A 15,209-nucleotide genomic window follows, 5' to 3' on the forward strand; every position below is an offset into this window, starting at 1 on the left:
TTTGTCTGGGCATAACTCGGTAAATACAAGCCCCAAAATCAACCCTTACCCCAATAATCCGCCTGCGCATACGCATGCCTTAAAAAATCGACAAAAGCCCGAATCCGCAACGGCAGATGCCGTCGTTGCGCAAACACGGCGTAGATGTCGTTCCCCGGCGCAGCAAAGTCATCTAGCACCGTGACCAGTTGACCGGACTCTATCTCCGTTCCCACCTCCCACATTGAGCGCCACGCCAGGCCTTTGCCGTTGATCGCCCAGTCGTGGAGTACCTGACCGTCATTACAAAACAGGTTACCTGTGACCTTAAGTGTCACAATTTTGCCGTTTTGGCGGAAAGTCCAGCCACGCTGACTGCCGTCGCTGCTCATGGCGAGGCAATTATGCTTGGCTAGCTCGTCCAATGTATGGGGTTTGCCGTGGCGCTTGATATACGCAGGCGATGCGACCACGATGCGCTTGTTATCGGCTAGCTTGGTGCCGATCAATGTGGAGTCGGCGAGCGTTGCAATCCGAATCGCGACGTCAATGCCTTCCCCTATCAAGTCCACCACGCGGTCATTCAGATTAAGAGTGAGCGTAACATCACGGTGTTCGGTCAAAAAAGACGGCATCAGGGGCGCAACGTGCTGCCGCCCGAATCCAGCGGGTGCCGAAATGAGCAAATGTCCGCTCGCATGCGCGCTTCGTTCGGAGACGGCCGTCTCTGCATCCTCAAGATCGGAAAGAATACGCTGGCAATCCTCCAGAAACGCCTCGCCTTCATTGGTCAGCGCGATCTTGCGCGTCGTGCGCTGGAGCAATTTGACGCCCAGACGCTCCTCCAAAGCATCCAGACGCCGACCGATCATCGCTGGCGCGATGCCTTCGGCCCGGGCCGCTGCCGAAAGGCTACCTTTGGCAGCTATTTCTACAAAGGTTGAAATTTGCTTAAATTGATCCATGCTGTAATTAGTTTCTATTTTCGACCGAAGGGTGCGGATGGCGGTCACAACTTGGCACGGGCTCGGTTATTTCTGAATACTTACAAGTTTCTACCACTTGTGACTAAAACGCATAGATCATATGATAAATGCGGTCACCTATGACGATTTAGTTTAAATATACTCTATAACGTAAAATCAAAATAATGGCATTTCGTAATTAGAATACCGAACATGGTGCAAACCAGAATGTAGCAGTGCACAATACGCCTCCACGGCTTAATGCACTAGCGGCATCAAAGTTGCCAGAATTTAATTGAAACCTAGCATTAAAATATCGAAAAACAGGAGCATTGCAATGACACAACTCACACTACCAGCAGGTTTAGAAATTAACGGTGCCATTCAGGCGGGTTACGCGGAAATTCTTACGCCGGATGCGCTTGCACTGGTTGCTAAACTCAGCCGCGCATTTGAAGCACGTCGTCAGGAACTACTCGCGGTCCGCGTTGAACGCGCTATTCGTCTGGACGCCGGTGAGCGCCCGGACTTCTTGCCAGATACCGCGCATATTCGCGACGGCGACTGGAAGATTGCACCGATTCCTCAGGCGCTAGAATGTCGCCGTGTTGAAATTACCGGTCCGGTAGAGCGCAAGATGGTGATCAACGCTTTCAATTCCGGCGCTGACAGCTACATGACGGATTTTGAAGACTCCAATTCGCCAGTCTGGGATAATCAGATCACTGGTCAAATCAATCTGCGTGATGCAATCCGCAAGACGATTTCGCTGGAACAAAACGGCAAATCCTACAAACTGAACGACAAAGTGGCGACATTGGTCGTGCGTCCGCGTGGTTGGCATCTGGATGAAAAGCACGTACTGGTTGACGGCAAGCGCGTCTCCGGTGGTATTTTCGATTTCGCTTTGTTCATGTTCCATAACGCCAAAGAACAATTGGCGCGCGGTGCTGGCCCATACTTCTATTTGCCGAAGTTAGAGTCACATCTGGAAGCGCGTTTGTGGAACGACATTTTTGTCATGACCCAAAATGAACTCGGTCTGCCACAAGGCACGATCAAGGCGACTGTATTGATCGAGACCATTCTGGCTGCGTTCGAAATGGACGAAATCCTGTACGAGTTGCGCGAACACAGCAGTGGTCTGAATGCCGGTCGTTGGGATTACATTTTCTCCTGCATCAAGAAATTCAAGCTGGACAAGGATTTCTGTCTGGCCGATCGCGCCAAGGTCACCATGACCGCGCCGTTCATGCGCTCTTACGCGTTGCTGTTGCTGAAGACCTGCCACAAACGCAATGCCCCGGCGATTGGCGGTATGGCTGCATTGATCCCAATCAAAAACGATCCGGAGAAGAACGATATCGCCATGGGCGGCGTACGTACTGACAAAGCACGCGATGCGACTGACGGCTATGACGGCGGTTGGGTTGCGCATCCGGGTCTGGTTGAATTGTCGATGGCCGAGTTCAAAAAAGTACTGGGCGATAAGCCGAATCAGATCAGCAAGCAACGTCCCGACGTCAACGTCACGGCCGCAGAACTGCTGGATTTCAAGCCAGAAGCGCCAATCACCGAAGCTGGTTTGCGTTACAACATCAATGTCGGTATTCACTATCTTGGCGCATGGTTGTCAGGTAATGGTTGCGTGCCGATTCATAACTTGATGGAAGACGCGGCGACAGCGGAAATTAGCCGTGCACAAGTCTGGCAGTGGATTCGTTCAACCAAAGGCGTGCTCGACAATGGCAAGAAAGTCACCGCTGAAATGGTCGTTGCGATGATTCCGGAAGAGTTGGCTAAGGTCAAAGCGCTGGTTGGCGATGGTGCTACTTATGATCGCGCTGCCACGATTTTTGAAGAGATGTCGACCTCGTCTTCGTTTGCAGAATTTTTGACATTGCCGCTATACGAAGAAATTTGATTAAAGTTTGGGCTTTAAACCCCTCTTGATTGATAAAAACCGATCTTAGGATCGGTTTTTTTATGGCGCAATGAGTTGCAATGACTTGCTGGGTAAGTCCATCTGCATCCGCCCATGCATGGTTCCGAAAGAGGCATGCACAGTAAAAGTTCTGCACATCTAATTGTTGCATATGAAATGCTACTTATGTATGATGCTTACATTGCTTACATTGCTTACATTGCTTACATTGCTTACATTGCTTACCTTTGTACTGACGAATCAGCGCCATGCAGCTAACTAAATTTACCGATTTCGGCTTACGCGTCCTAATGTATCTGGCCGCAATGCCTGCGCGTGAAATAGTCACTGTGGGTGAACTGGCGCAGCGTTTTGATATTCCCAAAAATCATCTGAACAAGGTTGTTAATCGGATGGTTAAACAAGGATGGATTTTGGCGACCCCAGGGCGTAACGGTGGCGTGCGCATGGCGCGAGCGCCGGAGACGCTACATTTGGGCGATATTTTAAATGTGATGGAAGGGCATACGCAACTGGTTGATTGCAGTCAGCCTTTATGTATTTTGAAAGGGAACTGTTATTTGAAGCGCGTACTCGATAACGGGCAGCGCGAGTTTTACACCAACATGAATCGCTACTCCCTGGCCGAGTTGGTACAGCCGGCAACTGCCGGACCTGAAACCGCTGCCATCATTGCGCGCATGCATTTTCAACCAACGATGGCGCAATAAGGTGGCGCACTGGGACAGCGCAACTAGTAACGCGCAGAGTTAGCCCAACAGGCCTCCTATTTTTTTGGTCAATAGCGCGCTTATGTCGCGCTGTTTTTTTATTCTAATTGTAGTATTTTAAATATACTAATAGGAGTATTCATGATTTCTGCAGCCGCTCGTCCTTACATTGACGCCTCCGTACCAGTATTACGTGACAACGGCGTGGCTATTTCCACGCGTTTTTATACCCTTTTGTTTAAGGCGCATCCTGAACTCAAAAATATTTTTAATATGGCGAATCAGGAAAATGGCAGTCAACAGCAAGCCTTAGCGAGCGCATTGTTTGCTTATGCGGCAAACATCGATAATGCTAATGCACTAGCACCGGTCATTAGTCGGATTGTGCATAAGCATGTAAGCCTCGGTATTCGGGCAGAACACTATCCCATCGTCGGTCATCATTTGCTTGCGGCGATTGGCGAAGTACTCGGTGAAGCGGCAACGCCAGAACTAATCGCGGCATGGGCTGAGGCTTATGGTGCATTGGCCAGCACGTTTATCGCCGAAGAAAAGAAGTTGTATGCATCGCACAAGATCACACCAGGACAACAGCGCGAGGTGATCGTTACGCGCAAGCAAATAGAAAGCGAAACCGTTACATCCTTTTATTTAGAGTCGGCCGATGGTTTGCCGTTACCTGCCTTCGTGCCCGGCCAGTACATCAGTATTGCAACGACCATAGTTGCTTTGAATTTACGGCAATTTCGGCAATACAGCTTGTCGGGTGCCACTCATCAGACGCACTGGCGTATCAGCGTCAAGCGGGAAGATAAGGATGAGCAAGGAAATCCAGCCGGAATGGTGTCTAATTTATTGCACGCAGAAGTCAACGTCGGCGATAAATTGTGGGTCAGTCCAGCTTGCGGCGACTTTGTGATCGGTACAGACACTAGCGTGCCCTTGATTTTGATTAGTGCAGGCGTAGGCATCACGCCGATGATGAGCATGTTGCACGGCAGTTTGCAGCAGATGCCTGCGCGCGCCGTGCATTTTTTATACGCGACGTTGGACGGACATCATCATCCACTAAAAACTGAGCTGAATGCGTTGAAATCAGCATCGCGCTTGCCGCAACAAGAAGCGATGCTTACCACTTATTTTGCCTACGCGACACCGACAGACGCAGATCGGGCCGCCAATGATTTCGACCACGCGGGTTATCTGGAGCTTAATCAGGTGGATCAGGCGCTATTGCCAAAAAATGGCGATTACTATTTGTGTGGCCCCACCGTTTTTATGCAAATCCAGCGTCAGGCGCTTCTCGCTAGGGGAGTCGCGGCCCATCAAATTCAGCAGGAAGTATTCGGTCCGGCGTTGCTGGAAAATTTGCAGTAACAGCAGGGAAGGCGTGACGTAAAGCAGCGCACTAATTGCCACGACCAACGTGAGGGGGATTAATATAAATAGGTGAGCAGGGTTGAGATATTACCGAAACAAGGCGAGACATATCGAAATATAGAGGCGTCGATTTGTAAAAGCGTTACAAAAGTTGCCCCACATTTCATTCGTAGCTTTCAACTTGAAGTTGAACTTGCGCGCTCTTCACCTTTCGAACGGCAATCTACAGAAGCTGCCATTTATCCGAATAGATTGTCTAGACCTGGCCTTGCGAAAAATTGTGAGGGGGCACCATTTTTGACTTGGTTATAACTATTGAATCGTTTGCTCGAGGTCACTAAGCAACAGAATTTGCGAGCACGAGTAATCCCAACATAATGCAGATTTAGACACTGCTGTTCGTCATGATAGTGGACATCCCAATTACCTTCGAGGACTATTCGACGAGGCAATATCCAGTCATATAAATCTAAATGAAAAACGATTTTAAATTCAAGACCCTTAGACTTGTGTAAAGTGAGAATTTGTACTTCGTTATCTGCGATAGGTGCGAATGACGCCAAGTGAGTGGTACTTTCAAATACTTGCCGAAGTAACGTTATTGACTCTTCCGAAGGCGGTTTACCTGTTAGCGCCAAAATTACCGGTAAAGTACTACTCTCAAATTCGTCTTGGCTACATAGCCGACAGAGTTGAATTGCTATACGAAGGGCATTTCTGACATCGACGGTAAACTCTAGAGGGGAAAACTCGCTAATTAGGGATTGGGCCGTAAGTCTAGTATTAAACCGATAGGTTAACAAACTCTCAATGATTCGGGAACTCAGGGAGGTAGAGTTAGTGAATGGATTACTAAAAAAAACTCTATGAGGAATCCCAATATTTTGGCTAATTAATTTCGCCGTATTTTCACTTCGAACCAAAATACCGACGTCCCTATTATTGATAACTTGATATCGCGCTTTGGTAGCATTTAATTGGTTTGCTATCCAACTCGCAATCTCAATTTGGCTTCCAGGCAAATGTCTTCTTATTATTGCGACTTCGGTTGACGGGAGTAGCGGATGATCTTGTGAAAGCAAACGATTGGCATAATTGGCTATAGATGGGTGGCACCTATGATTAACGCTTATTGTGAATGCCTCAAATCCGCTTCTACTGGCTGATAATTCTGCAAGAAACTCTGGAAATTTACCAGTAAATCGATAGATGGATTGATCTCCATCACCCACAGCCACCGCAATCAACCCTAAGTCACGCAATTTTAGGAATAAGCCATGTTGAGCCTCCCCGGAATCTTGGTATTCATCTATGAAAACGTGCGTATAGGCGGATTTTATGTATCGCTGACATGATAGTGATGTATTTAAAACATGAACCGCCAAAATACCCACTGCTTCTAATAAAATAATTCCATCTTGAAGGAGGTGGTATATAGCTCCAATAATTTCTGCTGTGTCGCTTGTTTTTAGAGGCAGCCTGCTTTCAAAGTCCGGAAACAAGGCTTGTTGACTTGACGAAAGGTCAGCAAATCGGGACACACTAATTTCAAGACTATTAGAAATTATTACCATGTGTTTTATAAACGGCAAAATGATTCTGCCAATACAAAATTTATCAATAGTCCCAAAAAAACTACCTTTTACGTCGAGATTTCCCGCCTTGCATCTATCACGTAATTCATCGCTGGCTTTATTGGTGAACGATATCGCGATAACACCTTTGTAAGAAGGAAGACTGGCAGTAAGTGTACGGATTTTTCTGGAAATCACCTCGGTCTTGCCGCTCCCAGGACACGCAGTGACCACCATATGGCCGAGATAATCTATTGCTAATACTTGTTCGGCGGTAGGAGTGAATTCGCTCATAATTAAATAAGGGTTAAAGCAACACAGAAATTAAGAGGTTTGGCGACTTCCCCTCCGCCGAGTCCCGTCAGTGATACACCTGGGTCCGATAAAAACTCCCGCATCCGAATCGCTTTTTTACCTTGAAGGTATTTGATTGCAAGTTCAGAGGTGCCCTTAAACAAAGCAAACTCAGCCGGTAGCTCCTCTGCTAGATCGTGTTCTAGGTCAGTCTTTGATAAAAATATCCCAAGCCGATTAATTACCGCCGATGTGCTAGACCACGCGCCGTCGGTTAATGAGTCGGAATGAGTATAAGGCATAGGCTGATGGGCTAAGGGAGGTTCACCAACCAGATTCCTACACCGATTAATTCCAGCCAGTTGCCTTAAAATGATTTTAGCCGTAGCGGGACCAGTCGAAATATCAGAGATATCATTATCTGTTCTCATGGACCAAGGTATGTCCATTGCATCAAGGATTTTGATATAAACTTCAAACTGAGCGCCATCTACGGACAAGATGGATATATTGTAATAATCAAGGTCAATGTCCAAATGCGCTGCCAACATGCGATAAAAAAGCATCTCTGAAGGACCTTCTACAAGTAACACGGCACTTGAAAAAAATGATTCGGCAGGAAGAATGCTCATCCGATAACCCATGTCGCCCCATGCTGCATCGATGCAAGACGAACACCCTCCGCTGGCAGCTTGAGTTGCACCATTTTTAGTCAAAAGACGAATAATCGAGTCGGGCTGATAATTTGCGACGATCTGCGGGGAGTGCGTGGTAACAATAGACTGGCCCGGCAATTTAGAAATAAGGTAGGTCGCCAGTTTTCGCTGTTGGTGGGGATGAAGATGCGCCTCTGGTTCTTCAACGCAAAAAATTACCACCTCATTATCCATGTCATGGTCACGAGTACTCTTGGCTTTCCAAAGCGCCAGTAAAATCTGGTTATTGCGACCATCGCCACCTAGCATCATTTTGGCACCACTCGAACTTGCTGCAAGCTCAAGTTTCTCAATGAATTGGCTAACTTCAATAGAGCCAGTGTCGAGTTGAACAGAGTAGTTAGCATTTTGATGCGCTAGCGCCTTCAATTCGGTATTCAAATCTCCTGTCGCTGCCGACACATAGTTGAGATTGCGAACCCGTTGATTTATTCCATTTAACCCTCTCCCGATCTTTTTAAGAATCTTGTTATCAGCTTGCATAACAGCTTCTGTGCGGTTGTCCTGAGCTAAGCGGAGAAGGTGACGCTTCTCGGTCTGTATATATTTGGTTAAATCCCTTTGTGAATTGACAAATCGAAGATTCAAATATTTTAGATAGTAGCGAGCCGGTATCTCTTCGAGATTTGCAAGACTGGAACCTACAAAAATCTTGTGCTGAAGCGTTTCTCTAACGGCAGAGAATTTGAAATAAGTTTCTTCAGCGTCGCTGATTCGCCCTGGTAGTTGCGAAATAATAGCATCCTGCTGAACTTCAGAAAAATGTATGATTATTTCGAATTCATTGGCCTGAGCACCGGTCGAATCGATATGAAAATCAAGTTCAGAAGGCTCAATGTCGACTTCTGAAAGTGATTTATCTAGCAACAGGCGCATCGCGTAAATGAGATTTGTCTTTCCTATATCATTTGAACCAATTATTAAGGTTTGTTTCGCAAAAACAATTTGCGCATCAGAGAAATTGCGGAACCCCTTCAGATGCATCGTTTTGATATACATTTTTTGGTAACCAAGTTTAAATAATGGGTTCAGCTTGACGAGGCCAAGCCTATGAGATATTTAGTTATTTTTATGACAGTTTCATTAATATAAAGCAAATACATGGCGAAGTAGCTTATTTTCGAAAAAAGTTGCACTAGTAGTTGTGTATGCGACATTTTACAAAAATAGACTCTTCGTTCGTTCCGCCACGTGAGAAGATATTTTTAATTGAGACAGATAAGCTGACGGCCTCTTTAGGCTTTAAGAGCTTATGCTTAATCAATGGGGGAGATTAGAACTGGGTTCCGTTTTAACTAGGCATTCTCACTATTTGGCAACACTTAAAATCAATCAATCAAACAACCGCTCCTGCCGCCGATTTACCTCCCGCTTATGCACCCGCTCAATCAACTTCCGCATCCCACGCTCAGTCATCCGAAATTTCCTCGCCAAAGTGTCATAGTTAAACCCAGTAAACTCCTCATAAATAAGCAAGTCCCGCTCCGACAACTTAAACAGATAATCCTTCGGAAAACTAAAATGCTGCCCGCCCCAATGATCCGCCATATGATCCGCGATGGCGGAGGCAGCCTGATTGGCGACCTCTTCCGGTATACCGTGGTCCGTCAATATGCCCGAGGCATGCGCGGTCATATCCAGCAATAGTTCATGACGCCGAGATTCCATACGATCCGATTTCATAATGGAGGTACTCCCACTTTCACCACGCGTTTGCGCCAGCGCTTCAATTTTTCGATGGTAGACTGCGCTTGCTGACCATTCAGCCATTGCAGCGCATCCGCGCCGGTCTCGCGCTTGACCCAAGCGGTCAACGCCGCCTCGCTGGCATCGCGAATATGTCCCAGGTTAAATAACTCCAACCAAAGACCACGCAGCATTTTTGACTGATCGTCGTCCGCTTGGCTCCTGTCTCCCGCTTTGGAACGCACCTTGAAGCCCGAACGCTTGAGGTGTTCCAAAACCTTACCCAGTTGTGGAATGCCCATTTTTGTCGTTGAGTCCGGCAGTTCCAAACCGGCCAGCATGGCGCGGTACGTGGGATCGTCCAAACCCAGTTGGGACTTGGCAATATGGATCAGCTGAATAAACTGCTGGCGATTTTTCATAGGGTGATATCCATCATGGTTAGCTGCTCATCAGTGCCGGACCGCCACATCCGACAGACCGCGCTACTAACCCTCTAATTAAGAAGGTCCGCGGCGCGGTTTCACAAGCGATTTACTGGAGAGCGTCTTTCAAGGATTTCGCCACCACAAAGATCGCTTTAGTTTTGGCTGGAATGTCGAGCACGTCACCGGTCTTAGGATTGCGGCCTGTACGGGCTGCACTCTGTCTGGTCTTCAACTTGCCGATCCCCGGCAAAGCGATGTCGCCGCCCAAAGGCAATTGTTCCTGGACGATTGCGCCCACAGTTTTAAGAATGCTATCGATATCGCTCTTGCTGATATCGGTCCGATCGGAGATTGCTGCGACTAGTTCTACTTGATTCATCGTGTTTTCCTAAAAGTTTAAAAGTTCCCCGTAACGTGGGGTATTCGGATCGCTCCTGAGTGAAAGGTGTAAGCCCATGCGACCTGCTACTGTTATCTTCGATACTGCGCCACCGGTAGCTGGGCGCTGGACTAACTGTATTACCAATACGTTTTAATCAAACCGCAGCAATATCCAGACTGACCGCCACATACTGATCAGTCTCCCCAACGCGCTCATAAAACCGCACGTATTGTTTACTGCCGATAATCTGAATAGATTCCGCAATCGCCTTCATCGCACGCTGCCAGCGGTCGTCGGCGATCTCCAGACGGCGCAACGCAAGGATGCGGCCCGTGTTCAGATTGCCCTCCTTATCGGTATTAAACGCCTCCTGCACCAGCGTCTTGATCTCCGGCGAACTACCCTGACTCCAGTCGGCGATACATTCATCGACCAACGCCTTCGCCGCCTGCAACCGTTCATCGAAAGTAATCTTGTCGGCACTCGCCACCGACAATTTTGCACCACCATCAAAGGTGAACAGCGTCACGTTGCCCTTTTTGCCGCCAAGCTTGACGCCATACTCTTCGCTGGAAAGATCAACAAAAGCGGCCACATCGCCGAATACCGTATTTTTAAAATCAGCGATTGCGCGATTCAAAACCTTGGCCTTGACCATCAACTCCTGCACCAATTTGTCCCGCGTAAGATCGATCGGTTTGATCAATGACACCGGAATCAAGTGGCCCCGCGCATCCTTCCTGTAGCCTTCAGGCAAATCCGATAAATTCGTCATCATCAAGCCCTCACCGCCGCGGCCACCAGCTCGCCGGTAATGCGGGAAGCGCCGATCTTGACCGCCTCATTCATCGCCCCGGCAACCAGATTGTTCACGGCCAGCGGATAGCACAACGATTGCGTGCGCACCGAACGATTGGTCTTACTGCCCTCAGTGCTGGAAATGCGTAAGCGATTACGGATTTCATCTACCGCGCTGACATCAAACAGCGCATCAAAATCGACCTCAATGCGCACAAATTTATGCCGCAAGTAAGCCTCGACATGGTTATCCAGCGGCGGCAATTTCACCAACTCGCAGCGCTGCACGACCTCCCGGACTTCGGGATTATGCTCAGAAAGCTTCCACTCCAATTCGGTCTGGCCGATCAGCACAATCGCCAACAGTTTTTTAAACCCTTCCTGTAACTCAAAGAAGCGCTTCAAATGTTTCAGCGTAGGAATAGGCAACCCGTGCGCCTCTTCAATTACCAGCACATGCTTACGACCCGTCTGAGCCGACGCCCGCAACATGTCATGCATCTGCCGCGCACGCGCTTCGCTCCCGCGGCGGGGCTTGGCGTTAGGATCAATCGTCTGAATCACGGCTGCGGCGATATCGATGGATTTGAGTGCCTTACCCTTGGCGTCGTTGTCCTCCAGTCCCAGCACGTAAGGCTCAATGACCGTAATCGGTTCCTTATTAACGTTGATCCATTCGATCAGGTCATGCCGCAACGTCGATTTACCCGCGCCCGACTCGCCGATAACGGCCAGCATCCCTCCGTGTTTAGCCGTCTGGCGAATCGTTGCCCGGACATAGCGGATGTCGTCCGACAAAAACACATCGGCATCACATTGCATTTCATCTGTGAATGGGTCACGTGGAATATGGAACCTCTTTTTTGCAGCACTGGTCAGCGTATGTTTGCGTAATAGCATATCGGCAGACTCCTTTAGGTTAGTGGATTGGGGTTGCTCGTTTTCTGTCCTGGTACAAAGTCCGGTAGCAGAATCATCATTTTTAAAAATGTTAAGGATGTGTCCGTCATTCCCGCCATGACCAAATACAAAAGCGATGATTTGCGCCTCGATCACTTTGCGGTCAGTCAACTTCGGCCAGTCGTCGTGATTAATGATTTGCGCCAATGTCGGCTGGCTCATCATCTTGCCGTTGGATAACTGCAACTTCACGGCAAGCGCGGCCTGAGGCAGACGCAACTCAACCAGTACGCGTTTTAATTTGAGATACATCAAGGCACCTATGAGAAAAAATTTAAGTATTGAAGAACGCTTGCTTTTTAACGAAACTTTGCTGGATGCGATTCTCTGGGGACAGCTACTAGACGAGCCAAAACAACGTGCTCTAATCGCTAATCAGCTCTACACAATGCTTGATGCAGCGCAACGACACGGCACTCTCCCAGAGCGTGTGCATACCGCGCTATATCAGACCGCAGACGCGCTGGCAGGCATTGATAGCTGTCCTGATGCGTTAAAACCGACGCTACGATCCGCTTTACCGTAAGGTAATCACCGCGTAAAAACGCACCGTGTACGTGACCAGTCGGAAACAACATCGAAGAGAATTGCGTGCGTCCTCTGAGATTTATTTTTCTGATCACAGCACCACGTACATGGCTGAGTGCTTTACGTTTAATCTTGCATGACATATCAATTCCTATAAAATTTACACAGCCCGCAAGCCACCAACCGCGAGGCGCGGGACGTCTTGCTCGACATTGCTAAATTGTGCGATCAGTGCGGCGATCTGATCCTCTGGAACGCCCCCGGCATAACGTGCGCTAAAGAAGGCATTTTCTTCATCCGATAGATAGCGATCAATACCGCGAACAATGCGCAACATTGCGGCAGGCGCCGTCAACATCGGGACGTCAACCTGCACCGGATTAGCGATTTCCAATTGCTCACCTTTACGCGGGATATACGCTGGCAAGGGTGTATCTTCAATACGTTTATAAGGATTTATGCGTCCACCGAACGCTAGTTTTTTCGCCTTACGCGACGCCGCTGCATCGCTCAAGCTAGTCGTGCCGGTCGCCAGCATTTCGATTTCTTTACGAGCGGTCTGTGCTGGCGTATCAGCGTGACGCTTATAGTTCTCACTGATTATTGCCGCATTGACGGCAAAGCCATGCTCGTTCTTCTCTATGCGTTCAAGGACGAAATACAGTTCATGACCATCTGCACCGACGCCAATAGCTTGTATGCTGTTTTCACGCCAGGGATTGCAGCAAATTAAAATCTTCTGGCGCACCATCACATCCGGTACACCCGATACATCCCATTCGGCACCGTCGTATTGCACGGTCAAAAAATCAGAGACGATACGCGTTACTGGCGCTGATATTGCCAACTCTCGCAACACCTCTGTCGGCGGTGCAATACGCAGTTGATCGGCAGTGATTTGCATCCAAGATGCATAACGCGTTTTACCCGTACGTGAATGGATCGCCGTCGCGTTGTAATAGCGCATCCATTTCCAGGCCAGCGCATTCAACTCTGCATAAGAATTCACTGCCCATAATTTCAAGCCAGATTCAAATGATCGTTCGACCATGTCCTGTGCTTTTTCGACTTGCCCTTTAGCGCGTGGTGCGTGCGGTTTATTAATCTGCACCCGTATTTGCAGGGAGTGACATAGATTCTTAAACACCGCACCAGTATTGGCTGATCCTGGATCAAGCATCAGCATATACGGCACACCATGGAAAGGATCAGCACCGCGCGCCACCATCGCAGTGATTAATACATCGGCCAGATTCCCGCCGGTTTCACCACCCGGCACATACATGACAAAAATGGTGCCGCTGGTGTGGTCAGTGATCACGTAACGCCAACAGGCTTCATCTAACGCACGTTTTAGATTAGCCGGTTTGTTAGGGTAATACTCCTCTTTATGCATTATCTGCAAACCATCATTCTTGCTCCCCGGTGTAACCTTCAGGTAATACAGAACGCAACGCGAAGCGTCTATTTGCCAGACGTGGTTAGGGTGCTTTGAAGCCAGCCGAATCGCTGGGTCTGGTTGTAGTAACTGATCGGGATGCAGCTTATAAGTTCGCAATCCGGTGGCGACTGCTGTAGTCGATAGCATGCGTAACTCGCCCGTCGCCGGATCAGTTCGTGCCGCTTTAATCAAATCATTGGCGCGTAACATATCAATAGCCTCTTCTACCGATTTCAAGCGTTTATTGTTCTTGCGCATATGCTCAATTAATACTGCGGATATCAACATGGCTTCGTCCCGGGTTAATGCAGTTTTACCCGCATCACTACGGCGTTTGCGCGGGGAAGTTACTGCCACATCCTTGATTTTTCTGTGTAAAGTACCCAATGAAATACGCAGTTCAGCACATGCGGCGGCATAGATCGCACCCTTGGTGCCCTGCGGCGCAATACGTGCGCGTTGCGCGATATCTACCAGACGCTCTGTCATGGCCGCACTCATATCTACTCTGCCGCAGTTGACAAGCTGACGTCCGCGTCATGCATCCACGCTGGGAGTTGATTGCCATTGGCGACCTGTTTGATACCCAACTCACCGCGCACCTCAACAATGCAGCGTTCCAGTTGCGCCAGAATGCCGGACATGTATTCGTCGTGATTGGCGTCATTTTCCAAGGCGTGTGTTTGTAATTGCTTAAAGCCGTCACGGATGGAGCCGCGCACCAAGCCTTCCGCCTCAAGGGAAAATTTGCTGCTTTCGCTGCGTAGCTGTAAGCCGATATCGTCTTGTGTCGGTGGTGCGATACGGGCTTGTTTGGTGTCTAGTTTGATGTATTTTTTTGTAGTATCGTCTAACACATCATTGGTGGCTTTGTGTTCGGCGCGTTCCTCACGCAGAGCAGCCTTAAGCTCACGGCAAGACATGCGATCAAGAGCATCCAACTTTAATCCGGCAATCGTGCCGCCTTCTGCTAACGCCATTAAATCGCCGTCATCCTCAAGCATCAACTCATAAAGTTTTGCCTTCCCCAAAACGGACAACGTTGTCCGTTTTGATTGCAATGCCGGATTCATAAACTTGACTGCTGCCGACATCATGCGTCTCGCAGCACGTTCGTTTAGGCCAAGTTGTTGTTCTACAATTTCTGTAAAAATGCCATGTGGTTCATTTTCTTTTAACAGAATCAAACGTTGACCCGCATCTAGCATTGCCTCGGCACTTTGGGACATAAAGAATCTGGCTTCCTGCACAACGCGTTCGCGGTTATATTCCAGCTTATAACCAAGCTGCTTGGCAACTGTCGCAGTTTGTTTGCCAAGCATTGCGACTGCATCGGCATCACTGTTCAATTGTTCAGTGTCGATATTTGCTTCAAGCTCTTCGATAACAGTAGTATTAGTTGGTTTACGTGCCATGCTGTTCT

General features: G+C 48.4%; 14 protein-coding genes and 1 other RNA gene. 4 read left to right on the forward strand and 11 right to left on the reverse strand.

Annotated elements, in window-relative coordinates; translation table 11 throughout:
• Nucleotides 1-38: 38 nt before the first annotated feature.
• On the reverse strand, nucleotides 39-944 hold the full coding sequence (locus HAV38_RS03515) for a LysR family transcriptional regulator (protein WP_168052446.1): 906 nt from the start codon (nucleotides 942-944) through the stop codon (nucleotides 39-41).
• Between the two features lie 337 nt (nucleotides 945-1,281).
• Here HAV38_RS03515 and aceB point away from each other — a divergent pair, with 337 nt between their 5' ends.
• From aceB to hmpA, 3 genes are all read left to right on the forward strand, one after another.
• Nucleotides 1,282-2,868: a malate synthase A gene (aceB, locus tag HAV38_RS03520; RefSeq protein WP_168052448.1), complete on the forward strand. Its 1,587-nt coding sequence runs from the start codon at nucleotides 1,282-1,284 to the stop codon at nucleotides 2,866-2,868.
• A gap of 269 nt (nucleotides 2,869-3,137) precedes the next feature.
• Nucleotides 3,138-3,599, forward strand: a complete 462-nt coding sequence (locus HAV38_RS03525) for an RrF2 family transcriptional regulator (RefSeq protein WP_168052449.1) — start codon at nucleotides 3,138-3,140, stop codon at nucleotides 3,597-3,599.
• A 141-nt stretch (nucleotides 3,600-3,740) separates the two neighbouring features.
• Nucleotides 3,741-4,976 carry an NO-inducible flavohemoprotein gene (gene hmpA, locus HAV38_RS03530; protein ID WP_168052451.1) on the forward strand — a complete coding sequence of 412 codons (1,236 nt, stop codon included), beginning with the start codon at nucleotides 3,741-3,743 and terminating at the stop codon, nucleotides 4,974-4,976.
• 242 nt (nucleotides 4,977-5,218) lie between these two features.
• Here the strand turns inward: hmpA and HAV38_RS03535 are convergent, their stop codons facing one another.
• From HAV38_RS03535 to HAV38_RS03570, 8 genes are all read right to left on the reverse strand, one after another.
• Nucleotides 5,219-6,847, reverse strand: a complete 1,629-nt coding sequence (locus HAV38_RS03535) for a UvrD-helicase domain-containing protein (protein ID WP_168052453.1) — start codon at nucleotides 6,845-6,847, stop codon at nucleotides 5,219-5,221.
• A gap of 2 nt (nucleotides 6,848-6,849) precedes the next feature.
• Entirely contained in the window at nucleotides 6,850-8,562 is a 1,713-nt protein-coding gene (locus HAV38_RS03540; protein WP_168052455.1) for an ATP-dependent nuclease, read from the reverse strand.
• A gap of 333 nt (nucleotides 8,563-8,895) precedes the next feature.
• Nucleotides 8,896-9,246 (reverse strand): Mor transcription activator family protein, encoded by a 351-nt coding sequence (locus HAV38_RS03545; protein ID WP_209216600.1) that lies wholly within the window; start codon nucleotides 9,244-9,246, stop codon nucleotides 8,896-8,898.
• Nucleotides 9,243-9,671, reverse strand: a complete 429-nt coding sequence (locus HAV38_RS03550) for a gp16 family protein (protein ID WP_168052457.1) — start codon at nucleotides 9,669-9,671, stop codon at nucleotides 9,243-9,245. The genes HAV38_RS03545 and HAV38_RS03550 overlap by 4 nt, the downstream gene beginning before the upstream one ends.
• A gap of 17 nt (nucleotides 9,672-9,688) precedes the next feature.
• An RNA gene (locus HAV38_RS03555) (hammerhead ribozyme type II) lies at nucleotides 9,689-9,778 on the reverse strand.
• A 5-nt stretch (nucleotides 9,779-9,783) separates the two neighbouring features.
• Nucleotides 9,784-10,056: an HU family DNA-binding protein gene (locus HAV38_RS03560; protein ID WP_168052459.1), complete on the reverse strand. Its 273-nt coding sequence runs from the start codon at nucleotides 10,054-10,056 to the stop codon at nucleotides 9,784-9,786.
• 157 nt (nucleotides 10,057-10,213) lie between these two features.
• Nucleotides 10,214-10,837 (reverse strand): DUF3164 family protein, encoded by a 624-nt coding sequence (locus HAV38_RS03565; protein WP_168052461.1) that lies wholly within the window; start codon nucleotides 10,835-10,837, stop codon nucleotides 10,214-10,216.
• Nucleotides 10,837-12,069, reverse strand: coding sequence for an ExeA family protein (locus tag HAV38_RS03570; RefSeq protein WP_168052463.1), 1,233 nt, complete (start codon nucleotides 12,067-12,069; stop codon nucleotides 10,837-10,839). The genes HAV38_RS03565 and HAV38_RS03570 overlap by 1 nt, the downstream gene beginning before the upstream one ends.
• Before the next feature lie 10 nt (nucleotides 12,070-12,079).
• Between HAV38_RS03570 and HAV38_RS03575 the strand changes: the two genes are divergently transcribed.
• A complete protein-coding gene (locus HAV38_RS03575) occupies nucleotides 12,080-12,343 on the forward strand; it encodes a hypothetical protein (RefSeq protein WP_168052465.1) in 264 nt (87 codons plus the stop codon).
• Nucleotides 12,344-12,505: 162 nt separating this feature from the next.
• On the opposite strand, the gene HAV38_RS03580 is transcribed toward HAV38_RS03575, so the two are convergent.
• Together HAV38_RS03580 and HAV38_RS03585 are read right to left on the reverse strand one after the other, a co-directional pair.
• A complete protein-coding gene (locus HAV38_RS03580) occupies nucleotides 12,506-14,275 on the reverse strand; it encodes an integrase (RefSeq protein WP_245182175.1) in 1,770 nt (589 codons plus the stop codon).
• 14 nt (nucleotides 14,276-14,289) lie between these two features.
• Nucleotides 14,290-15,201 carry a DUF3102 domain-containing protein gene (locus HAV38_RS03585; RefSeq protein ID WP_168052468.1) on the reverse strand — a complete coding sequence of 304 codons (912 nt, stop codon included), beginning with the start codon at nucleotides 15,199-15,201 and terminating at the stop codon, nucleotides 14,290-14,292.
• Between the last annotated feature and the right edge of the window lie 8 nt (nucleotides 15,202-15,209).

Origin of the sequence: Glaciimonas immobilis (genome assembly GCF_011947285.1) — a bacterium.
Lineage (GTDB): Bacteria > Pseudomonadota > Gammaproteobacteria > Burkholderiales > Burkholderiaceae_D > Glaciimonas > Glaciimonas immobilis.

Coding starts and splice junctions, on each gene's coding strand:
- aceB (WP_168052448.1), top strand. CDS start 1,282: ATGACACAACTCACACTACCAGCAGGTTTAGAAATTAACGGTGCCATT.
- HAV38_RS03570 (WP_168052463.1), bottom strand. CDS start 12,069: ATGTATCTCAAATTAAAACGCGTACTGGTTGAGTTGCGTCTGCCTCAG.
- HAV38_RS03540 (WP_168052455.1), bottom strand. CDS start 8,562: ATGTATATCAAAACGATGCATCTGAAGGGGTTCCGCAATTTCTCTGAT.
- HAV38_RS03560 (WP_168052459.1), bottom strand. CDS start 10,056: ATGAATCAAGTAGAACTAGTCGCAGCAATCTCCGATCGGACCGATATC.
- HAV38_RS03580 (WP_245182175.1), bottom strand. CDS start 14,275: ATGACAGAGCGTCTGGTAGATATCGCGCAACGCGCACGTATTGCGCCG.
- HAV38_RS03525 (WP_168052449.1), top strand. CDS start 3,138: ATGCAGCTAACTAAATTTACCGATTTCGGCTTACGCGTCCTAATGTAT.
- HAV38_RS03585 (WP_168052468.1), bottom strand. CDS start 15,201: ATGGCACGTAAACCAACTAATACTACTGTTATCGAAGAGCTTGAAGCA.
- hmpA (WP_168052451.1), top strand. CDS start 3,741: ATGATTTCTGCAGCCGCTCGTCCTTACATTGACGCCTCCGTACCAGTA.
- HAV38_RS03535 (WP_168052453.1), bottom strand. CDS start 6,847: ATGAGCGAATTCACTCCTACCGCCGAACAAGTATTAGCAATAGATTAT.
- HAV38_RS03575 (WP_168052465.1), top strand. CDS start 12,080: ATGAGAAAAAATTTAAGTATTGAAGAACGCTTGCTTTTTAACGAAACT.
- HAV38_RS03565 (WP_168052461.1), bottom strand. CDS start 10,837: ATGATGACGAATTTATCGGATTTGCCTGAAGGCTACAGGAAGGATGCG.
- HAV38_RS03515 (WP_168052446.1), bottom strand. CDS start 944: ATGGATCAATTTAAGCAAATTTCAACCTTTGTAGAAATAGCTGCCAAA.
- HAV38_RS03545 (WP_209216600.1), bottom strand. CDS start 9,246: ATGAAATCGGATCGTATGGAATCTCGGCGTCATGAACTATTGCTGGAT.
- HAV38_RS03550 (WP_168052457.1), bottom strand. CDS start 9,671: ATGAAAAATCGCCAGCAGTTTATTCAGCTGATCCATATTGCCAAGTCC.